At 45.8% G+C, this 22,539-nt stretch carries 19 protein-coding genes and 1 pseudogene; 6 read left to right on the top strand and 14 right to left on the bottom strand.

Translation table 11 applies throughout. From position 1 onward, the window contains the following. Window positions 1-29: 29 nt before the first annotated feature. Window positions 30-407, bottom strand: a complete 378-nt coding sequence (locus HP570_RS09335; RefSeq protein WP_012685051.1) for a MerR family transcriptional regulator — start codon at window positions 405-407, stop codon at window positions 30-32. A gap of 189 nt (window positions 408-596) precedes the next feature. Between HP570_RS09335 and HP570_RS29935 the strand changes: the two genes are divergently transcribed. Next, entirely contained in the window at window positions 597-1,364 is a 768-nt protein-coding gene (locus HP570_RS29935; RefSeq protein WP_012685050.1) for a carboxymuconolactone decarboxylase family protein, read from the top strand. A gap of 81 nt (window positions 1,365-1,445) precedes the next feature. On the opposite strand, the gene HP570_RS09345 is transcribed toward HP570_RS29935, so the two are convergent. The 5 genes from HP570_RS09345 to HP570_RS09365 form a co-directional block, all read right to left on the bottom strand. After that, complete coding sequence (locus HP570_RS09345; protein WP_173625541.1) at window positions 1,446-1,784, bottom strand: darcynin family protein; 339 nt, start codon at window positions 1,782-1,784, stop codon at window positions 1,446-1,448. Between the two features lie 603 nt (window positions 1,785-2,387). Then, window positions 2,388-7,877 (bottom strand): chitobiase/beta-hexosaminidase C-terminal domain-containing protein, encoded by a 5,490-nt coding sequence (locus tag HP570_RS09350; RefSeq protein WP_173625542.1) that lies wholly within the window; start codon window positions 7,875-7,877, stop codon window positions 2,388-2,390. A gap of 171 nt (window positions 7,878-8,048) precedes the next feature. Beyond that, on the bottom strand, window positions 8,049-8,729 hold the full coding sequence (locus tag HP570_RS09355; protein ID WP_173625543.1) for a queuosine precursor transporter: 681 nt from the start codon (window positions 8,727-8,729) through the stop codon (window positions 8,049-8,051). 69 nt (window positions 8,730-8,798) lie between these two features. Next, window positions 8,799-9,407: a Crp/Fnr family transcriptional regulator gene (locus HP570_RS09360; RefSeq protein WP_173625544.1), complete on the bottom strand. Its 609-nt coding sequence runs from the start codon at window positions 9,405-9,407 to the stop codon at window positions 8,799-8,801. A 143-nt stretch (window positions 9,408-9,550) separates the two neighbouring features. After that, complete coding sequence (locus tag HP570_RS09365) at window positions 9,551-10,078, bottom strand: HPP family protein (protein ID WP_173625545.1); 528 nt, start codon at window positions 10,076-10,078, stop codon at window positions 9,551-9,553. A gap of 139 nt (window positions 10,079-10,217) precedes the next feature. Between HP570_RS09365 and HP570_RS09370 the strand changes: the two genes are divergently transcribed. Together HP570_RS09370 and HP570_RS09375 are read left to right on the top strand one after the other, a co-directional pair. Next, on the top strand, window positions 10,218-11,174 hold the full coding sequence (locus tag HP570_RS09370; protein ID WP_173625546.1) for a GntR family transcriptional regulator: 957 nt from the start codon (window positions 10,218-10,220) through the stop codon (window positions 11,172-11,174). A 151-nt stretch (window positions 11,175-11,325) separates the two neighbouring features. Next, a complete protein-coding gene (locus HP570_RS09375; protein ID WP_173625547.1) occupies window positions 11,326-12,396 on the top strand; it encodes a hypothetical protein in 1,071 nt (356 codons plus the stop codon). 188 nt (window positions 12,397-12,584) lie between these two features. Here HP570_RS09375 and HP570_RS09380 read toward each other — a convergent pair whose 3' ends face one another. Further along, on the bottom strand, window positions 12,585-13,877 hold the full coding sequence (locus tag HP570_RS09380; protein ID WP_173625548.1) for an NCS2 family permease: 1,293 nt from the start codon (window positions 13,875-13,877) through the stop codon (window positions 12,585-12,587). 156 nt (window positions 13,878-14,033) lie between these two features. On the opposite strand from HP570_RS09380, the gene HP570_RS09385 reads away from it, so the two are divergent. Further along, a complete protein-coding gene (locus HP570_RS09385) occupies window positions 14,034-14,906 on the top strand; it encodes a LysR family transcriptional regulator (RefSeq protein ID WP_173625549.1) in 873 nt (290 codons plus the stop codon). 92 nt (window positions 14,907-14,998) lie between these two features. Further along, a pseudogene (locus tag HP570_RS09390) lies at window positions 14,999-16,522 on the top strand (glycine betaine uptake BCCT transporter). 34 nt (window positions 16,523-16,556) lie between these two features. Here the strand turns inward: HP570_RS09390 and HP570_RS09395 are convergent. Further along, window positions 16,557-17,009 carry a 2-thiouracil desulfurase family protein gene (locus HP570_RS09395; RefSeq protein WP_087344565.1) on the bottom strand — a complete coding sequence of 151 codons (453 nt, stop codon included), beginning with the start codon at window positions 17,007-17,009 and terminating at the stop codon, window positions 16,557-16,559. Window positions 17,010-17,035: 26 nt separating this feature from the next. Continuing rightward, window positions 17,036-17,974, bottom strand: coding sequence for a type I pantothenate kinase (gene coaA / locus HP570_RS09400; protein WP_254495147.1), 939 nt, complete (start codon window positions 17,972-17,974; stop codon window positions 17,036-17,038). A 453-nt stretch (window positions 17,975-18,427) separates the two neighbouring features. On the opposite strand from coaA, the gene HP570_RS09405 reads away from it, so the two are divergent. Next, the gene (locus HP570_RS09405; RefSeq protein ID WP_012685036.1) at window positions 18,428-18,892 is read left to right on the top strand and encodes a GNAT family N-acetyltransferase; all 465 of its coding nucleotides are present in this window, start codon (window positions 18,428-18,430) and stop codon (window positions 18,890-18,892) included. 137 nt (window positions 18,893-19,029) lie between these two features. Here the strand turns inward: HP570_RS09405 and HP570_RS09410 are convergent, their stop codons facing one another. The 5 genes from HP570_RS09410 to imm47 all read right to left on the bottom strand — a co-directional run bounded on the left by HP570_RS09410 (window position 19,030) and on the right by imm47 (window position 22,157). Next, window positions 19,030-19,482 (bottom strand): Dps family protein, encoded by a 453-nt coding sequence (locus tag HP570_RS09410; protein WP_081437224.1) that lies wholly within the window; start codon window positions 19,480-19,482, stop codon window positions 19,030-19,032. Window positions 19,483-19,554: 72 nt separating this feature from the next. After that, window positions 19,555-19,926 (bottom strand): hypothetical protein, encoded by a 372-nt coding sequence (locus HP570_RS09415; RefSeq protein WP_012685034.1) that lies wholly within the window; start codon window positions 19,924-19,926, stop codon window positions 19,555-19,557. Continuing rightward, window positions 19,923-20,624, bottom strand: coding sequence for an Imm3 family immunity protein (locus tag HP570_RS09420; protein ID WP_173625551.1), 702 nt, complete (start codon window positions 20,622-20,624; stop codon window positions 19,923-19,925). The genes HP570_RS09415 and HP570_RS09420 overlap by 4 nt, the downstream gene beginning before the upstream one ends. Window positions 20,625-20,892: 268 nt before the next feature. After that, entirely contained in the window at window positions 20,893-21,309 is a 417-nt protein-coding gene (locus HP570_RS09425; protein WP_012685031.1) for a hypothetical protein, read from the bottom strand. Between the two features lie 53 nt (window positions 21,310-21,362). Beyond that, window positions 21,363-22,157, bottom strand: coding sequence for an Imm47 family immunity protein (imm47, locus tag HP570_RS09430; RefSeq protein WP_012685030.1), 795 nt, complete (start codon window positions 22,155-22,157; stop codon window positions 21,363-21,365). Between the last annotated feature and the right edge of the window lie 382 nt (window positions 22,158-22,539).

The raw sequence follows: 22,539 nt of genomic DNA on the forward strand, positions 1-22,539 counted from the left end.
GCCGAGCTTTTATCTTACAGTCCAGTATACTAAATTTTCTGCGTGTCTTTCCTTTCTTGAAGTTCGTACATCGCAACCTTATAACTTATTACTTCTAAATGTTTTAGGTTTTCATTGATTGTATTCTGCACTTCTAATTTATGCTGCATCATCATTTCTTTTCTTTGCAGGAATGTTTCATCGCCTAATTCATAAAGATCGATATATTCTTTTATTTTAGAAATAGGCATTCCTGTCAACCGCAGAGATCGGATAAAGTTGATCCATCTCAAATCGTCATCATTATATATTCTACGACCATTTGAATCTCGAGAAATATTTCTTAACAACCCTTCCGTTTCATAAAATCTGAGTGTATTTGCAGACACATGTAAGTTATCAACTACATATTTCATTGAAAATAACATCCGATCCGTCCCCTTTCGTTATAGTTACTATAACTAAATGTAGATCAAAAAAATAGAAAAATGCTTTAGTAACCTCTACCTAATAGCAAATTCTATTGTAAAAACCTATATTTGACTTCGAGCAGCAATAATAAACTACATTTGAAGTACCGGGAAATAGAAAACCTCAAAACTGGAGGCAATTAAGCGATGAACTCAAACTATGAAAATGGAAAAAAACTTTTTCAAGAAACTGATGGAGCAGGAATCCAAGCGGTTATTCATGCTTTAAGCGATGTATCTCCCCACATAAGTCGGTACATTATTGAATTTTTTGGGCAAGTTTTCAATAATCCCGTACTCACCTATCAACAAAGAGAAATGATCGTGATCTCTGCGTTAACATCGTTAGGTGATACTCCAAATCAACTAAAATGGCACATGAACTTCGGTTTGAAAGTTGGAATTACGCCGAACGAAATTATTGAAATTGCTACCCATTGTATTCCTTTTTGCGGCGCTCCTCGTGCTTTAAATGCCATTACCGTTGCGAAACAACTTTTTGCAGAACAAAATATCGAAGTAAACATCGAGGACGAACTACTACATTCTGTAGGGGAACGACGGGAAAGAGGCATAGCGAAACTTCAAGAAATCGACGGCAAACATGGTGAGGCGGTTGCCGATTCACTTGCCGAGATTGCCCCTGTATTAGCTGAACAAATCATTGAATTTGCGTTTGGTGAAATCTACAGCCGCTCAGGACTAAACCCTAAACAGCGCCAACTCGTCACATTAGGAGCCTTAACTGCTCAAGGTGGATGCGAGCCACAGTTGCACGTTCATCTCAATGCCTCTATTCGTGTAGGTCTAACGAGACAAGAAGTGATTGAGGCATTACTGCAATGCTACCCATACACGGGATTTCCTAAAGTCTTGAATGCTATAAATGTTGCCAAAAAGATATTTTTAACATAGTTATTCACCGATAGGGCAAGTTGATAAAAAGACCGGACTTCACTCACAGAGTTTTTCCGGTCTTTTTACATACTAACTTGATCAATTCATTTTGAGCACTTCCGACTCATAGGACTTAAAAGCATTTTCCATGCCCATAATGACATCTTTAATCTTCATGTATCCCTGGGTGTAAACCAAGGAGTCTCTAATTTCTTCCCATATATAGTGATACTGCTTCAGATCGTCTACTTCACATACCACAAAATCAGTAAATTCCTTCCCTGGAAGCGCCTCAGCATCAAAAAAGCGGGCCTGAACATGCTGATTGTATTTTTGGACGATCTTCTGCGAAGAAGCAGCATGATTATTGCGCTCTTCCCGAGATAATGCGAGCCAGGAAGGATAAAACTCCAATAACACGATCATCATATCTCGCATCTTCCTATAGAAATATTGAATTCTGCGGATTTTGTAATCGATCAGGAATCAAAGCTTAACGATACAGGAGATACACCTATGTAAGAAGCGAAATGATACTGAATAGGAAGTAACAAAATCATTCTCCAGTGAAAAAACGACATTATATCCCCTGCCGTTGGCCAGTGTGTAAAATAACCGGAATAAACCTTCTGAGCAAAAATAATTGCAGCTTACGTAATCACCAGACTCAATAAGGCGCAAGAATTATCCACGTATTTAAAGAAAGCACATACATAGTGACATTATCACAGGTGACGGCCCAGATGGCGCCGAAGAATTTGGAAAAGCACTAGTTTTAATGCAATAAACTAACTTAAAAGATGATAAAAGCCTTTGGTGTATACCAGAGGCTTTTTCAATGTTTAATCTTCCCTTATTTTATGTTAGTAAATAACTTATCTAACCACTGGTACTATTTCTTTTCTGATCGTGTGTACCATCACTTGTCGTACGGTTCCCCGCGTTTGATCTTAAACTAATTTCTCGTTAGTTGAATAGCTGGCAGCCAGTCTAATACTTTATTTTACAGTCTACAACTTTATTTTTATGGAACACTTTTCGTTAATTGCTCTTAACCGTGACAGTTACCTTGGCTGTTTTGCCAGCGTAGCTGATCGTGATGGTCACTCTTGTCCTTGGTTTGGCGTCATCCAAGACAAGAATACGTCCTGACTCATCAACCTCTACCAGTTCGGGCTTGCTGGATGTGAACTCGATACCCTCCGCTTCAGTAACGTCTTCTTCTGCATCATTACCAAGAATCGCCATTACCTTGAGCTGGGCTTCCTCCCCTTGGGCTAGCTTGAGAGATTTCGGCTCGATCTCGATCCTTTTCAGGGCACTCTCCCCGACGACATAAGAGGCCGCGGTCGTTACTGAAAAGATCCCTAGATCGTCTTCTTTTGTCACCTGAATCGCTTTACCCTTGAGTCCAATTGCTGGTTTCCACATATTGCTCCTGTATGAGAAAGCTTGTAGCTTGGAGCTTGCGTCATCGGCGACTGGCAGACCCAGTGTAAAACCTGTTTTACCGAAGCTGGTCACCTTTTTGCCGTTACTCCACACTTGCAATTGATACGCTTCACCAGGGTTCGGCACACCTTTCCACCCGTTCCCATTTTCTTCTGTCAGAGCGAGGGCAAACTTCCTTGCACGCTGAGCGGAAAAATATGCGCTTGGCACCTCTACCCATGCTTCGCTCTCCAAGGTTACGCGAATACCTACCTCTTTTTCCTTTAATTGTTCAACGAGCTTCTGTTCCAGAGTCACTGTCGGATCAGCAGATTCTCCCTTGCGAGAACCCGTATCGCTCGCATCGTTATCGCCTTTTTTCACCTGAACGAACAGCACAGGGGCAAAACCGATCTTTTCTTTCACGGACTCGACTGCTTTCATGAATTCCCCGAGTATCTCCAGAAGTTCATCTACTTGTTCGTCATCTGCCTTGATCTCATCCCCATCATCTACGACGACAGTGCCAAGCTTTTTCAAAAGCTCTTCTGCTAGTGTACGGACATGCTTGGCTACTTCTTTGGAAATATCCTTTTCATCGAGCGGCTCCAGTGCTGTTTTTGCCAAGCTCGTCAAGGAGGCAAGTGCCAAGCGGGCAATCTCTTCATCCTCGATGCCATCTTCAGTGAGCGGGTCAAATGCTTTGTCCAAAAAGCTCTTCGTCACATCTTGGAGTGTCTCTTCACTGATGGTTCCTCGCTCGGCCTGCTCGGCTACTGCCTCGAGTACAGTCTTGATTGTATCCGTGACTGTCTCCCATTTCTCAGTTGGCGTCCATTGCTTGGCCTCCAGAAGTTTTTCCAGATGGCTGAGTACTTGATCCACCTGTCCTAAAATGATTTTCTCCTCGCTGCTTGCAGAGATGACCTGAGCTGCTTGCTTGTTCAACTCTCGCTGCGAGTCCGGTGTTGGTGTTCTGTCCGGCGGTGTCACTGGCGGTGGTGAATCCGGCTTGGCTGGAACCTGCACGGTCAATGCTGTAGTTTCTGCTGTCGATTGATCGGACGCTCGTGTGACCTCCAAAACAAGGTCTACATTCGTCAGGCGATATGGCAGTGTAATTTTGCCGTCCAGCGCAATGACTGCTGGATCACTAGAAGACTTGATTGCGATAGTAAAGCCTGTAGGTACTACTGGCAGCTTCAAGCGCGTCTCACCTGCTGCTGGCTGTGTGAGCTGCGTAATGCTTTCCGCAACTTCTTGTGCAGTTTTTTCTGGCGTGCCGCGATCCTTCAAGTCCAACTGAACAAGGACAGGATTATGGTCACTCACTCGCCCCTCGTTCTCGGTCAAGCCAGCGTTGATGTGAACGATGTCAACCCTCGTTTCATCCTCCAAATGGTTGCTGACCAAAATTTGATCCAAGACTTGAGAGTTCCCTTGGTACACGTACGTATACTGCTCACCCTTCGGCAGTTTCTCCACCATATTGGTCAAAACGCCATCTGCCAATTCTTGCACCGGATTTGAAAACGGGAAATCATTGAGATCACCCAGCACCACAACATTTGCTTTTGCTTGTGCTGAATGGATTTCTTTTACAAAGCTATTTAACACACGGGCAATCTTCATTCGTTGTACTTCACTGACCAGCTGTGGCGGCTGATCTTTTCCAAACAGCGCTTGATCTCCACCCTTAGAGTTGAAGTGGTTAGCGATGACAATGACTGGCTCGCCTTGGAAAATGAACTCCGCTGCCAGTGGCTTACGGCTCGAAGCAAACGCCGCATTGGTCGGATCTACCCGTCCTGGATTGTGTGACAAATGCGCTACACCATCTCGTGTCTCGATTTGCACCGCATCAGTCGCGCCTCCTGGCGTTCCTGCTGCCAGCTGTACCCGTCCTGGGTTGTAGAAGAAGCCGACACGGATGTTTCCTCCTGGCTGACCACCATCCTGATTGTTCTGTGGGGCAATATCGATGTATCGGTACGTCGGGCCATTTTTGTTTTCCATTGCTTTGATCAATGCATCCGCAGACTGTGTCGCATCTGTTTGCCCATTGTCCGTTGGTCCATTATTATCCTGCATTTCCACCACACCGATAATATCCGGCGCCTTCATGTTATCCACGATCGTCTCGGCGATACGGTTGATTTTGGCGGAATCGGTTTTTGCCGAGAAATTCTCGATGTTGTACGAAGCGATGGTCAGCTTATCTTCTTTTGGCGAAATACTTGTCACTGGCGGCTCATAATGGCTTGGCTGTACCGTAAATGATCGTGTATGGAACAGCTTGTAATTCGCAAAGCTGTAGTCAATGATGCCTACCAGCGGTCCGTCAAATTTGTCGCCGACTTTTACCTCTCCGGTAATCGATTCGAGTTTGTCCGATACCGTGATGCGCTCAGGGTGAAAATCATTGGCTTCCAGCACCACTCCGCCAGCTGGTGTACGTGGCTGACTTGGATGGGCTCGATCATCGATGACGACAAATTCCGTTGCGCGTGGATTGGTAAACGTCTTGGTTTCGCCAACCACGACTGGATTGTCGATTTGTACCAGCATGCCCTCGAGGCTTTCCCAGAAGTCGATGCCGTCTTGGTCTGGATCGAATTTGCCGAGGCTATCGTTGTCGATAATTCCTTTCGGATATTCGTAGTTGTCTTTGCCCAGGATGAGTGGTTCTGGGAGTGATTGACCTGGCTTGACAACTGCGTACGAGGTTGCATCAATTTGGGTCTGGGTGAGATCTGTGCCCGCCCTGTTCGATGGTACGTATTCCTTGACGGTGCCGCTAACCGTTACTTCATCACCAGGGGCGACCGTTGCTTTTGGCTCGTAAACGTAAATGCCTTCAGAGGTAAATGGGTCTGCGTCCGGTTGCGGATCTTGCATATAAAAGCCTTGTACATTGCTGCCGCTTCCGACGATAGCCGTTACGATTCCCGGAACATTGGTGACCGTTCCATCCGCCATCGGTGAACGGTGCGAGGCTCCTTGAATGTCATGAATACGAATGTTATCTTTTTGAATCACATAGCGGAAGGTCGTTAGATTGCTGTCTGTGTAACCATCTTTGACAGCTATGGCTGAAAGGGTCGTATCCGCATCAATCTGGATCGGTCCCGTATACTTGATGCTTCCTCTACTCGGCGTTGAACCATCTACCGTATAGAAGATCGTAGCGTCAGCCATCGTCGTCGAGAGCGTGACTTTTGTTCCTTTTGTCACCATAGGACCAGCTGGGCTCGCTGTGACCATCGGGACTTTATTCTCGTCCTCGACGAGATCAGCCACAGTGCGCGGCACCAGCTTGTAAACATTGCGGTCGTAGTTCACCACGCCTGTCATAGCTGCATAGCTTTTGTTCACTGGAAGTGTCAGAGAGGCATCCGGTCGAGACACAAACGTACCGTGCTGATCCTCCAGCGTGTAATTGCCACTTGATGCTGTTTTGACAGTAACCACCTTCACAGTTACCAGCTTGCCTTCCAAAGCCTCTCCTGTAGCAGCTGCAAAATCAGTAGAAGTTACAACTTGCGGGCTAGGCACACCTGCTTGCTTTTGCACCATTTCCACGTTATCGGTGAGCGCTTCGAGTTGAGCAAGTCCATAATAATCACTCATTTTTCCGGTAGCTCGGATCTTGTCTCCCACCTCAATTTTGCCAGTCAGCCCTGGCGCACGAAGTACGAGTCCTGCCGTCTCATCTTGGAAATACACGTTGTTTTGGCCGCCCGCTTCAAACATCGCCGTCACCGTTCCGACGACAATCACGTTCGTGCCTACCGGGGTGTTTCTTGCTTCTGCAATCGTAGTCGAACCTACGGCTGACTTGGTAATGCTAACTTCCGGGCTCTCAAACGACTTGCCATATTCCCCAGTTGTTTGCTGCGTTACGAAAATATGATCCAACTGATCGATGTTTGGAATCGTAAAAGAAAATGACCCGTTTGCCTGTGCCGTTCCTGTTTCTTTGTTACTTAGCATTAGCGGTTGTTTTTGCGGATCGTATGCACGCAGGATCGCATTCCCTGCTGCCGCACCTGCTACTCCTCGTAGCTCGCCCACACCGTTCAATGCTTGCAGGCTGACTTTATCCTGAATCATAGCTGGGCTGGCTACAGCTGGCCTCAGCTCGATGCTCGTGCTTTCCTTCTTACTCCCTTCCGTTGCTGTCAGATAGACTCCCTGTGCATTTGGATCGGGATTGGCAAAAGTCAGCTCGATCAGTCCGGACGCATCCGAATCTTGCTGGGCCAAAGGAGTGTCGCTACCTGTTCCTGTAGGCTGACTCGCATAAACCTTAATAGTTCGCCCCTGACCGACATAGCCGCGAATTGTTGCTTGGATAGGATCAGTATGATCAAAAATAAGTTCAGTAGCATTCAACTTATCGGTCACGTCTGTTGGTAGCGGCTGTTCTACTGGGCTTTGCGTGTTTTTTGGGGTAGGAGCCCCCGTGATAAAATCATTGCCGTTGTTATTGGTATCCCAGCCATTTCCTCCGTTCGGCACAATGCCGCGCTCGTCGCTAATGCGTTGGACGCTGGTCGTATTCGAGGGAGCTGGTGCTGGTGAGTTGCCCTCAGATGAATTGGCAGTACCAAAGCCGACCATATCTACGACACTGGCCTGGGAGGTGACATCTGCCCCTGTTAACGGGTCGCCATTGTTAACCAGCGCAACCTTCCCATTCGTCCCTGACAAGTTCAGAGTCCCGCTATCGTCAGGAGTTGGCAGTTCCCCCCCTACTGCACCCGATGTTGCTAGCTGAACCAAATAGAAGCCGTAAGGGGCTATGCTTCCAGTCAGCCCTGCCTTTTGCCACGTCGTTCCCGTAGCAGAAGCATACTGCACTGACCAGCCTCCAACCGAAACAGCCTTGTCTGTCGGGTTATACAGTTCAATGAAGTCATTCTTGTAATGGGCACCAGAGTTTCCCCCACCCCCATACACCTCACTAATCACCACATGAACAGCCCGCGCAGCTTTTGCCTGTGGCATCCACCCGGTCGGTAAAACTGTTCCCATCATGACTGCGGCTATTAACGCCAGCTTCGGCCATCGGGAAGCACTTCCTCTTTTTTTCATCATTCTTGCATCATTCCTCCTCACATCATTCGGAAGTAGCTACTATAAGATGGTAAACGTATAACCTGAATCTTATGTAAATTTGATGTAAAGTTTGTATAATCCTTCTAAACATGGAAAAACAAAAACCGCCAAGCTCCATCGTCCTTGGCGGTTTTTCTCTGTTTTTGTCAATTAGCTTTCGTCTACTTTCATACTGCGTGCGATATATAGAACCGGTGTCGAAGCTGCCGATACGACAAACTTGATCAGGTAGGTAGTCAATAGGATTTGCCACCATACGTTCATCGGGAATTCTCCTAAAAAGGCAATCGTACAAAACGTAACGGAGTCAAGCATCTGACTGAAGAGCGTGCTTCCATTATTTCGAATCCAGAGCTGATTTGGACCTGGACATTTTTTCTTCAACCACGAATAGATTTTCACGTCGACAAATTGGCTGACAAAATACGCACACAAGCTACCCAATGCCACTCTTGGCATCAAGCCAAAAATCGTCTGCAAGGAACCTTGGGCGATATCTGTTTCCTGTGGTTCAAACACCAGCACGAGCTGCATGATGATCGTTGCCGCAATTAAGGTAAAGAAGCCGAACCACACGGCTTTTTTCGCTTCTCTTTCTCCATACTTCTCGTTCAATAGATCGCTTACCAAATAAATAGATGCATAGATCGTATTGCCGAGCGTCATGACCAAACCGAACATCTCGATTGTTTTGACAACCTGGATGTTGGCCAGCACGGTAGCCATTCCGATCCACGCGTACAGTCCCATTCTGCCGAACAATCGGTAGCAGAGCAGGAACAGCCCGAAGTTAACCAGAGCAAAAATCACTCCGATCCAAAAATTAAACATATGATTTCCTCCTAGTTTTGATAACGCGGGAGTTTACGAACCGCGGCCCGTTTTGGGCATTCAATCATTTTACTTGCATTCGCTTATTTTATCAACCATTCTCGAGGCATGCACAGCAATCGACATGCGGGACACCAACACTATTCCCTCATCGACTAAACCGGCTAATGCTAATGAAACGGTTTCTCTGGTCGCCCCCACCATGTTGGCAATCTCCTGATGGGAGAGAGCTACGGTCAATTTCCAAAACGGCTCTTCCGCCTTTCCGAACCGCTGACATAATTGAACCAACAGATGCAATACGCGATCCCTAACCGATTCCAAGGCCAGCTTTTCCATCCTCTCCTCCTGTTCCCCCAATCGTTTTGACAACTGCAACATCATATCTTTCAGGCTTGGTGGACATGCTTGCAGCATTTCTTCCATCCGAGTCGCACTCCAATGAGTAAGGGTCGTTTTTTGCATCGCTTCAATGTAGACAGCGCGTGACCCTAACACCATTTCCTCAATCTCGCCAAAAACAGCTCCTGGTCCCAACAATCCCACGGTAAAGGACTTTCCATCCTCGTTCAGCCGAGAAAGACGCAGGAGTCCCTTTTGAATGAAGAAAATGCCCATTCGAGTGTCGGTCGGTGTTTGAAACACCGTTTTCTTGGCTAGAACGATTTGCTCACTCATGATGCAACCCTCACTATCTTAAATACCTAGTTACCTATACTTTTATGTATTTAACTCCATTTGTCAATCACCTCCTCCCCTCTTCCTCCAAAATGAAAAAATGACCACCTCATAAAAGGCGGCCATACTTTATCTTGATACTGCTATACCCAAAACACTGGATAAGCACGTTTCTTATGCATGTTATTAACGAACAAAGCAATCAGCACAACTACTACTGCACCAATGAGTACCGGAGACAACAAAAACTCCCACCCCTTGCCGTCCATGACAATGACGATCGGATTGGCACCCGCAGGAGGATGCGTCGTTTTCGTCACATGCATGGTGACAATCGCAAGACCAACACTTAGAGCTACTACCCATAGCTGCGATCCGCCTACTTGATAGAGCAGTACGCCGACCAAGCTGGTGAAAAAATGCCCTCCGATGATATTGCGCGGCTGAGATAACGGCGAATCCCAGGCCACAAAAGCAAGCACACAGCTTGCTCCAAATGAAGCCATCAACCAGACCGCAGTCGTTAATTCCGTCAGCATGCCCAGTACCCCTATCGTCACTAATCCGCCAAGGCCTCCAATCAAAGCAACTGAGCCAGATATTTTCAAGGGCGTTCTGGTTCTCCCCTTCATTTTGGCTACGAATTCCTTTATACTCCATCCACCATTCATCACAGCCACCTCCTGCTCACATCGTAGCAAGTGACCCTTCCTTGTTCTGTAAGCTATCTTACAAAAACATAAATAATAGCTAGTTACCTAGATATTTAGTAAAATGAAATACAAACACCAAACTGTGAGGCGAATATCCATGACTCAATCACTTGTGCGGCTAAATGCGGACTTTCCAATCCCGATCCATGTGCAAATCAAAGAACAATTGAAGCTTCTCATTGGCGTAGGCCACCTTCAACCCGGCGAAATGCTACCACCTGCTTCCCAATTAGCTGATCAGCTCCAAGTCAACCGCAACACCATTAATGCTGTATACACACAGCTACGGGATGAAGGTCTCGTCTATATGCAAAAGGGTCGCGGTACCTCTATCGCCGACAAACCTGCGATTACTGCTTTTCGCATGCGTCAGCAATCGCTTTATGATCACGCCAAAACCATCATGACCGAAGCACAGCAGCTTCCGTTTTCGCTGGATGAGCTGATGCTTGCTTCCATTGCTTACGGACACTTGTTTCTTTCCCGGTCCAAAAAAGAATCCCGATGGCTCTTGGTGGAATGTCACGAGCATGATCATCCTTTTTATCGTAAGAAAATAGAAGAGATCATCGGTCACCCCATTCAGGTTGCCTATCTTGAAAACCATTCAGATGTCCTCTCTGCCTTACAAGATGCCGACCAAATTGTTACCACCGTCAACCATGCAGAAGAAGTAAAAGAATTAGCTGCTCGTTATCATAAATCGGCCCTCATCATTGGAGCAAATGCCCAGACGAGCACCCTTTTGGAAATCGCTCGCCTGGAGGCAGGCCGTGCAGTTGGGTTTGTTTGTCTCGGAAAAAAAGGCGGAGAATGGATGGCGGGACGCGTACAAGAGGCAGGTATCGAACAGATTCAACACATGACCGCAGGATTCGCTGATGAACGCTCCTTGCAGCAGATTATCCACGATTCTGATTTGCTCTATGCCTCCGCTGCGGTATATGATCAGCTCCTCGCGCTAGCTCCAGACAAAACACGTCTCTATCCCATGCTGTTGGAGCAAAGCAGCGAGGCACTTCTAAAAGAAGCAAGCAACCTCCTAGCACCTTAACCTTTACCTGTTACTGATTTGTAGGATTTATGTCGATAGTCTGTAACCAATGCATCCACCCTATCGTACATAATGAACATATAGCAAGGACAAGCACAAACGACACTTTTCATCATGATCAGTCAGCAAGACTGGGGAGGAGATTCATCACATGAAACACATGAAACACTTGAACAGACTCGTAACAGGAACGGTACTTACTTCTGCACTTTTCACTGGTGGGTATGCCATTACAGCAGATGCAAGCAACACAACTGCTACACCAAAAGGCTTGCAAGAGATTACGAAAAAAACAGCAGACGTAACGGGTGACAAGACCGTAGACACAGTCATTCTGTATGGAAAAAAAGAGAAAAACAGCCCTTACGTGAAAGATCTTACTATCAAAGTAACAGATGGCAAAACGAAGAAATCTTTTAACATTGACGTGAAGGACAACGGCTACGAGCCGAAGCTCTCCGTTCAAGATTTCACTTACGATAAAAAAGACGAGATTATGGTTACTGCAAGCACCGGCGGAAGCGGCGGCTACACAACCAATCACATCTACACCGTTAAGGATGGAAAAGCGAAAGAGCTCAGCCTGCCAGGTCTGGATAAAAACAAAGCAGGTGTAGTCGGAGCGGACTTCGTCGAACTGAAACCAATCGATCTAAACAAAAATGGTCTCTATGTACTGGAAGGTACAGAGCGCCTGACTGGTGATTACAATGCAGATGTTCGCGGCTATCTCAAATCCAAATGGAAGTGGAACCAAAGCAAATGGGAATTGATGAGTGCCAACTTCGAACCAGCTGTAACACCACTCGAAGTCTATCATGATACTTTCAAAAGCCAAGACTCTGCCTTTGCTTTTAAAGGTCCAAAATCGTGGAACGGCAACATCCTTGTCGAGGAAAAAACTGGCCCACATGCAGACGAATTCTTGCCAGAAGCCAAGAGCGTAACCCGCTTCATCTTCAATGCTGACAAAGCAGAAGATCGTGCACCTGCTGTCGTTATCACTGCGTTTGACCTGAATGACTGGAAAAAACTGAACAACCCGGACGAGCCGCCAATCGGTGTTGAAATTGCACGTAACCAAGCAACCAACACGGTTTATGTAGTAAGCTTGCCACAAGACTCCGTATTTGACCCAGCAAGCAAAGAAGGGAAGAAATTCATCCCTCTGATGATGTCTCTGGACCAAGTAAAACAAGCGTTTACGCTGGTAAAACGATAATCAATCCGCATCTCTCCACGAATATTCCCTTTGCCTCTCTTTTAGGCAAAGGGACTTTTTTTGTTGTTAGGGAGGTTTTCCGCTTACAGCTTCGCAAGTCTTTTTTGCTTCTCCTCTACAACCCTTCCGCCACTTTCTAGAGAACAGAACGAAAAACCCCCGACTCAAGTCGAGGGAAAACTACTCTTTTATGTGAATATCGGTAGTATGAGATTCAGCAAAAACAATCCCGCGATGACGTACATGAGCGCAGGCACTTCGCGACGTTTGCCCAATGCGAGCTTCATGAGCGGATACGCTACGAATCCAAACGCAATTCCATCTACAATGCTGTAGGACAACGGGATAATTGCGATGATCAAAAAAGCAGGGAAGCCTTCCGAGAAGTCCTTCAAATTGATATTCTGTACGTTTTGCAGCATCAGTGCGCCAATGATAATGAGCACCGGAGCAATCGCTCCATCTGGAATCATTTTGATGACAGGAAGCAAACCAAGTGAGAGCAGAAACAAGGTACCTGTTACAAGTGCGGTCAGTCCCGTCCTTCCTCCCGCTGCGATTCCTGCCGCAGTCTCCACCGTCGAAACCGTCGGACTGGTTCCCAAAATGCCAGAGATAGCAGCCGACAACGCATTTGCTTGCAGCGAACGTCTGAACTTCTGCGGCTGTCCAAGCATGGAGGTATGCCCATGAATCAAGCCAATATTTTCAAAGACGATGACCATCGCCAATGAGAAGGTCGCGATCCAAAATGGCAACGCCCAAATGGCTGAAAAGGAAAGACCCGCAAATACGCTTCCGTAATCCGCGAACGAGAACCTTCCTCCCCCTCCTGGCTCGACAATCCCGAACAAAAAGCCAAGTCCTGTACCAACCGCAATTCCGATCAGGAAGTTGCCCGGTACATTTCGAACAAACAAAATCAACGTAACTATCAAAGTAATCAGCGTGACGATCACATGCGGGCTGGACAAGTCACCCAGCGCGACAAATGTAGACGGATTCATGACGATCAGCCCGCCTTTTTGCAGACCGATGAAGGTTAAGAACAACCCAATCCCTACGGTAATCGCTTCTTTTAGCGAAGAGGGAATCGCATTGGACAATATCGTCGCAGCCTTGGTAAAGGCAATCACAGTAAAGATCAGACCCGAAACAAAAACAGCGGCCAACGCTTGTTGCCAAGTGAGGCCCATGGATTGGCATAATGTGAACGTAAACAGAGCGTTAATCCCCATGCCGGGAACGAGAATAATAGGAGCATTTGCCCAAAAGGCCATGAGAAGTGACCCGATAAATGCCGTCAATACAGTCGCCAGAATGCCTGCTTCCATCGGTATTCCAGCATCATTTAAAATCGAAGCGTTTACGGCAACAATGTAGACAATGGTGACAAAGCCAATAAATCCGGCGATGAGTTCCCTTTGAAACGTCGTGTCGTAAGCGCGCAAGTGAAATAGCTTTTCCATCCACGTACGCACAGATTTTCCCTTCTTTCCTTTATGTCTATTCCATGAAGTGAAGATTCACAGGTAACATGCTATCATAGCATCATCAATATGAAAAATATCCATAAAATCTAATTTTCATATCGTTTTCATATGGAACCATTCTCGTAGGGAAAGAAGGGCTTGTGTGTGGATATTCGGCAACTGCGTTACTTTATCGCCATAGCAGAAGAAGGTCAGATAACGGGGGCGGCTAAAAGACTGAACATGGCCCAGCCGCCTTTGAGTCAGCAGCTGAAGCAAATGGAGGAGGAGCTCGGAACCATGCTTGTTGAGCGCTCAGGAAAACAAATGGTCCTGACAGAAGCAGGCATCACTCTTTATAAACAGGCGCTTAATATCGTTCATCAAATGGAGGAAGCCCTCTCCGAGGTAAAAGAAACAGGCGAAGGTATTCGTGGGACACTTTCCATCGGTGTCAGTGCACTGTCGGCCTATCGCCTGCCAGAACAAATTCGTGTATTTCAGCAAAAATACCCGCTCATCACCTATAAAATTTGGAAAGGCGATACGCAGCTTCTCAATCAGTGGCTGGAGCGAAGAACCATAGAAGTCGCTATCGTACGCCTTCCCCACTCGTTGAACAACTGCACCATGATTCCGCTGGAGGAAGAGGATTTTGTGCTCATCGTTCCAGCCACCTCCCCCTATGCCAATCGCACAGAAATCGAAATGCGCGAAATCGCCGAGCTTCCACTCATCATGCCGAGCACGCCAGGATTGGGCATTTACGACTTGATTATCAAGGAATTCTCCCGTCTAGGTGTAGAACCACACGTCATCTGCGAGTGCCCGGACATCTCTCTCATCGTCAGCATGGTTGCCTCCTCGGTCGGTTCCTCCATCGTCCCCATCTCGGCGTGGGAAACGCATCAGAGCGAACAAATTCGCGGGATTCGACTCTCCGGAACTTCCATTTATTCTTCCGCTGCTGTCGTTTGGCAGTCTGGACGCCATTTGTCCAAAGCAGCGAATCGGTTTATCGAGACGTTTTCATCGTAACTCCATTCAAGGGTAGCCCATCCGGAATAATCTTGGAAATCCCGCGGGATGATAACTATTACCATTTCTTGTAGATTCCCGGGAGGATAAAGATGACTTTCCTGATATCCTTGGTCATTGTATTTGTTATTGTGCTGTTCGGCGCGATTTCTCCTGAGCTTTTCGCCTCTGCGGCTTCTCAAGTCCTGAAAGTGACCACGACGAATTTTGGCTGGTTTTATTTAATCGTGACTTTCGGTTTTCTGATCTTTTGCATCTTCCTTGCCTTTAGCAGATACGGACAAATCCCTTTGGGGAGCGACGATGACGAGCCGGAATATTCGCTCCCTACCTGGTTTGCTATGTTGTTTTCTGCTGGGATGGGGATCGGTCTTGTCTTTTGGGGAGTGGCAGAGCCCGTCTCTCATTACTTCGCTCCGCCAGCAGGTGTGACTGGGCAAACGACCGAAGCCGCACAAACTGCTCTGCGCTATGCGTTTTTTCACTGGGGCCTGCATCCTTGGGGGATCTACGCTCTCATCGCGCTCACTCTCGCGTATTTTCAATTTCGCAAAGGGGCGAAGGGCTTGATTTCCTCCACCTTTGGCCCGTTGTTCGGTGAACGCATACACGGACCGCTCGGAAAAGGGATCGATATTTTGGCTGTCATCGCCACGGTATTCGGTGTCGCGACCTCACTTGGCCTCGGAACTCTGCAAATAAACGGAGGCTTGTCTCACCTCTTCGGACTGCCGTCCAGCACCACTGTCCAAATCGTGATCATTTCCATTATTACAGTCTTATTTTTACTCTAGGCAACGACCGGACTAGATCGGGGTATCAAGTATTTGAGCAATACGAATCTGGTATTCGCCTTGTTGCTCCTCCTGCTAACGCTCGTATTGGGACCAACCTCGTTTATTTTTGACGCCTTCACCAGCACGCTGGGCAGTTATTTGAACAACCTCATCTCGATGAGCTTGCGGCTGACCCCTTTTACACAAGGGACATGGGTAGCAAACTGGACCCTGTTATACTGGTCGTGGTGGATTGCCTGGGCGCCGTTCGTCGGCATGTTTATCGCACGCGTCTCCAAAGGTCGCACGATCAAGGAATTCGTCATTTGCGTGATGCTCGTTCCGAGCTTGTTGAGCTTTATTTGGTTTTCCGTGTTTGGCGGGACTGCACTTCATCTCGAAATTTTTGATCAAGCGCCTATAGGAGCAGCGGTACAAAGCGACATTTCGACTGCCTTGTTCCTCGCACTGGAGCAGTTGCCCATGGGATACATTCTCGCTGTCGTTGCGATTCTGTTGATCATCACGTTTTTTATCACGTCAGCGGATTCAGCTATTTTCGTGCTCGGCATGCTGTCATCTGATGGCAACCTGGACCCCTCGAATCGGGTAAAAATCACCTGGGGCGTCCTCCAATCCGCAATCGCAATCGTTTTATTGTTAAGCGGTGGCTTAGAAGGACTGCAAACAGCCTCTATTGTGGCAGCGCTGCCCTTTACCGTCATCATGCTCCTGATGTGCTTTTCCCTTGTCATCGCACTACAGGAAGAAGACCGGATTGCGAAAAAGAAACGGAAGGATCAGCAGAAGAAGCTGGAGAGGTTGTTGAAGGAGTTGTAAAAAGGGGACGCTGTCCATCGCGTCCCCCCCCTTGTTATTCATTGGTTGCTTTCGCCTCAGATGTTACCTCAATCCCGTTTCTGCGAAACAGCGCCGCCGTCAGCCCGACACCCGGCACTTTTTTCCCAGAAAAACTGCCATCGTAAACGAAGGAGCTTCCACAGGACGGGCTGTTTTCCTTTAAGATGGCGGATGTGGCTCCAACCGTTTTCGCCAGCTTTAGCGCTTGGTTCGCCCCCATCAAAAATTCCTCGGTGACATCTCGGCCAGTGTCGTCTATGATGCGTGCTTTGCCATCCAGAACATCGTCACCAGTCCCCCCGATGATTTCTGCTGGTGGTCGTGGTGTTGGCAATCCTCCCAGCTGTTCAGGACAGACAGGAATAGCCTTTCCTTCCCGAAGCAATTGCTCCAGCTCTTGGTCCAAGCATGACTTCTGATCGTAACGGCATTCACAGCCGATCAAACAGGCACTAATCACTTTCATGACAACCGTCTCCCCCTTTTATCTATCTACAACTTGCGCAGCTTCACGCTTTGCACCATATGATTCTGCCCTTTGTCCAAAATCAATTGCGCGCGAACACGCGTCGGCAAAATGTTTTGGCGCAGGTTGGCTCCATTGATCTCCGTCCAAATACCGGTGGCTACCTCAGTCGCCTCCTCGTCAGACAAACTCGCGTAACGCTTGAAATACGAGGATGGATCGGAGAACGCAGTCTGACGCAGCAGCTTGAATCGCTCTACATACCATTGCAGGATGTGTTTCTCTTCCGCATGAACGTAAATCGTGAAGTCAAAGAAATCGGAAACAATGACCTCGGAAATACGGGCATCGTTTTCTTCACCTCTAGGCGGTTGCAGCACATTCAAGCCTTCCACAATCAAAATGTCAGGCTGTCTGACGGTCTGCCATTCATCTGGCACGATGTCATATACAAGGTGGGAATAAACTGGCGCTTTCACTTCAGGCAAACCCGATTTTACATCGGATAAAAAATTGATAAAGCGGCGCAAGTCATAACTCTCCGGGAATCCCTTGCGCTTCATGATTCCTCTGTCTTCTAGAACCTTGTTCGGATACAAGAATCCATCGGTCGTTACCAAATCGACCTTCGGATGATTCGGCCAGCGGGATAACAGCGTCTGCAAAATGCGAGCCGTTGTACTTTTGCCCACAGCCACACTGCCTGCGATACCAATAATGAATGGAACCTTACCATCCTGGTTCCCTAAAAAAGTGTGGGTCGCCTGGTACAGCTCCTGCGTGCCCCCGACATACAAATTCAGCAGACGGGACAAGGGAAGGTAAATGTCGGAGACTTCGGTCATGGACATTTTCTCGTTCAAGCCCTGCAAAAGGGAAAGCTCGTTATCAGATATGGTCAACGGCGTGGAAGCCCGCAGAGCACTCCACTGCTCGCGATTAAATGTAACATAGGGTGATGCCATGGGAATGTACATCCTTTCCATCATGAAAGTGCTTTCTTTAAATCAACACAAAGTTAGTTTACACCAGCATGTCTCTCTTGGGAACAAGGGTGTTGCCCCAAATCAGACCAGCTCTGCACTTTGCCTTCCTGTGTACATAAGAAAAGACTCTGTTACAGTTAAAATTCAGCTGAAAAACATCGACTAAAAGAGTATTGAATTGATGCGCTTACAGCATCCTCCCATAAACTTTCAAGTGAAAATATATTATGCACCGATTCTTGGCGTGCCTTTAAAACATACGCTACTCACAAAGAGATGGATACAACGATTCAGGGAATTTACTATAAAATTTGGAAACCTATGATACAATTCGGTTAAATAAATTTGTGGCATAACATTGTTTCTTATTCATCTAATGGGGCAGGATTGTTGAATTAGGTGATTGAATCAAAAGTTGCGAAGGGGAATTCAATGGCTTATAAATTTAGTATTTTGACCCAAGAACAAGCTGAAAATATTGCATTTAACTGGCATTATGATGGTGAGTATTCTTTTTATGATATGGAAGCTGATAAAGAAGATTTAGACGAATTTTTAAACCCAGAGGAACGAGGGGACTCAACGTTTGCTGTAACAAAAGAAAATGAATTGTTTGCTTTCCTTAGTATTAGTAAAGTTACTGACAGAATTTTTGATATTGGTTTAGGAATGAGACCAGATTTAACTGGAAAAGGCAATGGAATAGAATTTGTAAGGGCAGGTATTAACTTTATTCAATCAGAATTTAAACCTGAAAAAATCACATTATCAGTGGCAACTTTTAATCAAAGAGCGATAAAACTATACAGAAAAGTTGGATTTAAAGATGTAAAGACTTTTATGCAAGATACAAATGGTAGCACATTTGAGTTTCTAAAAATGGTATATGAGTGTTAATAGCTCTTTTTCAAGTAAAAGGTCCAAATAATTGGAAGTTCGTATTTTTTCCTTAATAGCAACATTAAACTTTAACAGAGCCTAAGAAAAAAGCCGATACCCCATGGCATCAGCTCTGTTTGTAAAAGAGTTTCTCGTTATTTTCCCAAGTGGGCTTGCAGCATCCACACATGCTTTTGCAAGCTGTCCATGATGCCTAAGAACATATCGCCAGTCGCTTCATCGTCCCCTGCTTCCGCGGCTGTAATCCCTTCTTTTAGCTCTTTGATCAGCAGTGTAAAATCGCTTACGACCGCCTCTACCATCTGATCCGCAGACTCTCCACCTGTCGCTTCCTTAATGGATGCCTGCTCCATACAGGCCTTCAACGTCGAAACGGGCTTGCCCCCAACCGTTAACAGCCGCTCCGCCAGCGCATCTACATTTTTGGCTGCCTCGTTATATAGCTCCTCGAATTTTTCATGCAGGGTAAAAAAATTCGGTCCTTTGACAAACCAGTGATAATGATGCAGCTTCATATACAGCACAGACCAGTTGGCCACCTGTTTATTAAGTACGTCGGTCACAGGCCGACTCATTGTCATACTCATCCGGACGCTCCACCTCTCATGGTATAGATATAGCGTTTGTAGTATGTGGTGAATTGGGCGGTTCTATTCTTTTCATGTCAGTTCATTCTTTCTACCCAGCTCATTTCTTGCTTTTTCTAGCGTCTGTAAAATTTCTTCCCGCTCTGAATCCTCGTATCTGTCCATAACATCTTGCAAGCCACATTCAATAACCTGCAAGTATTCGTCATAGGTTATACAAGCTGTTTCTTCGGGATAGCCGGGGAATTCCATGCTCAGGACAACTTGGTCGATCGCACATCGCTCAGGATCATCCAGAGCGTACGTCCTGTATGTCGCAATCATACAAACATCATCAAAAATGACGCCTTCTCTTGTAAAGATGATATTTATGCTTTTCAATATTCGCCGTTTATTGATGAAAACGCCTCCGATGAACCGCTGATTCCAGTCGTGATTAATCATTTTTCATACATGTTACGTACTTTTTTAATCCGCAGGGTTAACTCTGCTTTTTCATCTAGCGAAAGCTGCTCATTTAATTGATCAGGTTGAAACTGTTGTATCTCACTTTTAAGTAAATGAAACCGTTCATAATTCGTTATGTTTTTACTGATTAAAAACTCAGCTATAGTTGTTTGGACATTCATATTTTCTCCACGTGTATTTTTGCAGTCCCTTTGAAATCTTTCTTGTGCAGCAAGAATAATGATATCACCGTCATGGCTTGTTTCTTGCGTGAATACATTCAGAAATTTAATTACCTCGTCCTTCATTTCAGAATAGTACCATCTAACTAGCGGATGAGCATCGACAGGTTTGTGTTCTATATTTTGCAAAACATGGTCCCTACGCCTCATCAGATATGTCAATTGCTCGGTTGTTAACACCTGTTGCAGTTCGAACATATTCAACTGATTTAATGCTTCTACAGTGTGCTTTTTGAGGTTAACGAAAATCTTTGCTGGCAATAGAGATAGTTCACCGAAAGCGACATTAACAACGATCTTCTCCATTTCCCCCATGTTTTCCACATTTTCGTATACATCCCATGTTCTAGCGAGGCATTCGGACAGACTCATGTTCCTTGCTCTGTACGCTAAATAATCTTTATTAATTTCATCAAAGAGCTCTTGGTATTCCCACTCCAAGCTTTCTTCCATTTTACTTTCCCCCTTGCTCTAAACATTCAAGCTTAGTTCCGCGTATTTATAACGAACGAGGGGAAGATACTCTTCCAAATATTCCGTTCCATCTCCTGACTCTATCTCTTTTGCTACATGTAAAACCATTCGAGTTCGCTTCCCTTCACTTGCAGCACTCATGTGGAAAAGAAAAGCCATCATACACGATTTGCTTCATGACTCACGGTTGCATCCACAACCATTGAGACAGCTCTCCGTAATTTAGTAGCTCAATAAATGAAGCTAACTAGCCATGTATTTTCACAAGAAAATCCTCTAATACTCCCCTAGTCGCAACACCAGCTCTGGGAAGCAATTCATTTACACGAACGAGCACAGCAGGATTGTCACGTATCATTTGTTTCCCTTCTAGGGTCGTATAGCTTCTCAAAGTATCTACACAGATCACGAAAAGTTCCTCATCATCCGTATCCAGCAACGATAGTAGAATGTTCAGTTCATGCTCGTTACAAGAACTGTCCATACAGTACGCGAGTTTTCGCTGCCATTCTAACGGTTTCATCAGCACATGACTGGACAGGTCTTCCCAATCCTTTTGGCTGAACTTCGTTAACATGTCATACACTATCATGCAGCCATCGTCATACCAATAATCAACGGTATTTTGGCAGCCTGTTATGAAAACATCTAATTCTTTGTACATGCTGATCACCTCCATTCAATATTCAAGTTTTTTCTCATGTCTTCCAAATACACTTACAGTAGATGACCGTAAAAATACTTTTGACCCTTCTCCCATTTTCTGTTTGCAAGACCTTTCACATAGCTTACATAATCTTTATAATTCTCGCTCGTGATTATGGTGTGGTAGTCCCCAGGTACTTTTTCACCTGACCAAGTCGACAATAAAGATGGAATAAGTTCCATTCGGAGCATTTGTTCATGATTGGCAGCGATAAATACCCTTTGCATGAGTATTTTTGTCAGATCCCCAAGAAAGGACAAATTTTGATGATAGTAATATTGCCCCGCATCACAATCTTCCATGAAATCTTTGTAATACTCACCAATCTCATCAACTGTCGCATTATCACCCAGGTGTTCTTTGAAATTTATAAAGCAGTCAATCGAATCTCTGATCATTACCGAAGTGTCACGAATGGAGTCCCACTCTTCCAGCAAGGCCATCAGATATGGAATGACTTCAAGGGAAAGTGTCGTAATAGCCTCAGACGCAAAGGTATCCACTGCCGCTTTGTTCCCTTCTCCAAGAAAAAGAAGATGATTGGAATCTCTCAAGTCTTCGTGTGTTGAGATGGAGCAAAACACTCTAATACACAGGTTTAATAGAGCCTCGTCATTCGTGTAATTCATGAGCTGAAAAAGTAGTCGTTTTTGCGTGAAATCTCCCAATTTGAATAGTTCAATCAGATGAAATAAGGCTTCGTGCTCTGTGGTTGCACGTAACAGGTTTTCTTTTATAGTAGATGGGCTGGAGGATGATGGTTGCCCAAACCAAATGTTGTTTGAAATGCTGATGCTTTGTTCCATTCCCTATTCACCGTCCTCATTCCATTCTTGTGGCTTTTTTATGTACGCTGCTGTGTGGATATCATTCTGCACTATCCACTCCTCAACCCATTTTGCATCTGCAAATCGTGTTTTATAGAGACGCGCTCCATCTAGGACTGCACCTAAATTTCCAGGACGAGTTCTTTCAATACAAAGTCACCGAGTACATCTATAACTGAGACTTTTTCCATTCCTCGTTCTTCACTGCATCATCATGATATTTATCCTATAAACTCCTCTACGAGTAAATCGTCAGAAGTGTGCTTAGGGAGAACAACTAGGACCTAGAATGAAATCTGTGCTTTTTCCATGTAAAAAAACCACAATTTACTCATTTCCCTTTTTACTGTCAATCATAAGC

This window comes from Brevibacillus sp. RS1.1 (genome assembly GCF_013284365.1).
Classification (GTDB): domain Bacteria; phylum Bacillota; class Bacilli; order Brevibacillales; family Brevibacillaceae; genus Brevibacillus; species Brevibacillus brevis_D.

Coding starts and splice junctions, on each gene's coding strand:
- HP570_RS09420 (WP_173625551.1), bottom strand. CDS start 20,624: ATGGAAGAAAGCTTGGAGTGGGAATACCAAGAGCTCTTTGATGAAATT.
- HP570_RS29935 (WP_012685050.1), top strand. CDS start 597: ATGAACTCAAACTATGAAAATGGAAAAAAACTTTTTCAAGAAACTGAT.
- imm47 (WP_012685030.1), bottom strand. CDS start 22,157: ATGGAACAAAGCATCAGCATTTCAAACAACATTTGGTTTGGGCAACCA.
- HP570_RS09350 (WP_173625542.1), bottom strand. CDS start 7,877: ATGATGAAAAAAAGAGGAAGTGCTTCCCGATGGCCGAAGCTGGCGTTA.
- HP570_RS09355 (WP_173625543.1), bottom strand. CDS start 8,729: ATGTTTAATTTTTGGATCGGAGTGATTTTTGCTCTGGTTAACTTCGGG.
- HP570_RS09375 (WP_173625547.1), top strand. CDS start 11,326: ATGAAACACATGAAACACTTGAACAGACTCGTAACAGGAACGGTACTT.
- HP570_RS09405 (WP_012685036.1), top strand. CDS start 18,428: ATGGCTTATAAATTTAGTATTTTGACCCAAGAACAAGCTGAAAATATT.
- HP570_RS09360 (WP_173625544.1), bottom strand. CDS start 9,407: ATGAGTGAGCAAATCGTTCTAGCCAAGAAAACGGTGTTTCAAACACCG.
- HP570_RS09365 (WP_173625545.1), bottom strand. CDS start 10,078: ATGAATGGTGGATGGAGTATAAAGGAATTCGTAGCCAAAATGAAGGGG.
- HP570_RS09415 (WP_012685034.1), bottom strand. CDS start 19,926: ATGATTAATCACGACTGGAATCAGCGGTTCATCGGAGGCGTTTTCATC.
- HP570_RS09370 (WP_173625546.1), top strand. CDS start 10,218: ATGACTCAATCACTTGTGCGGCTAAATGCGGACTTTCCAATCCCGATC.
- HP570_RS09345 (WP_173625541.1), bottom strand. CDS start 1,784: ATGCGAGATATGATGATCGTGTTATTGGAGTTTTATCCTTCCTGGCTC.
- coaA (WP_254495147.1), bottom strand. CDS start 17,974: ATGGCATCACCCTATGTTACATTTAATCGCGAGCAGTGGAGTGCTCTG.
- HP570_RS09425 (WP_012685031.1), bottom strand. CDS start 21,309: ATGTACAAAGAATTAGATGTTTTCATAACAGGCTGCCAAAATACCGTT.
- HP570_RS09395 (WP_087344565.1), bottom strand. CDS start 17,009: ATGAAAGTGATTAGTGCCTGTTTGATCGGCTGTGAATGCCGTTACGAT.
- HP570_RS09410 (WP_081437224.1), bottom strand. CDS start 19,482: ATGAGTATGACAATGAGTCGGCCTGTGACCGACGTACTTAATAAACAG.
- HP570_RS09335 (WP_012685051.1), bottom strand. CDS start 407: ATGTTATTTTCAATGAAATATGTAGTTGATAACTTACATGTGTCTGCA.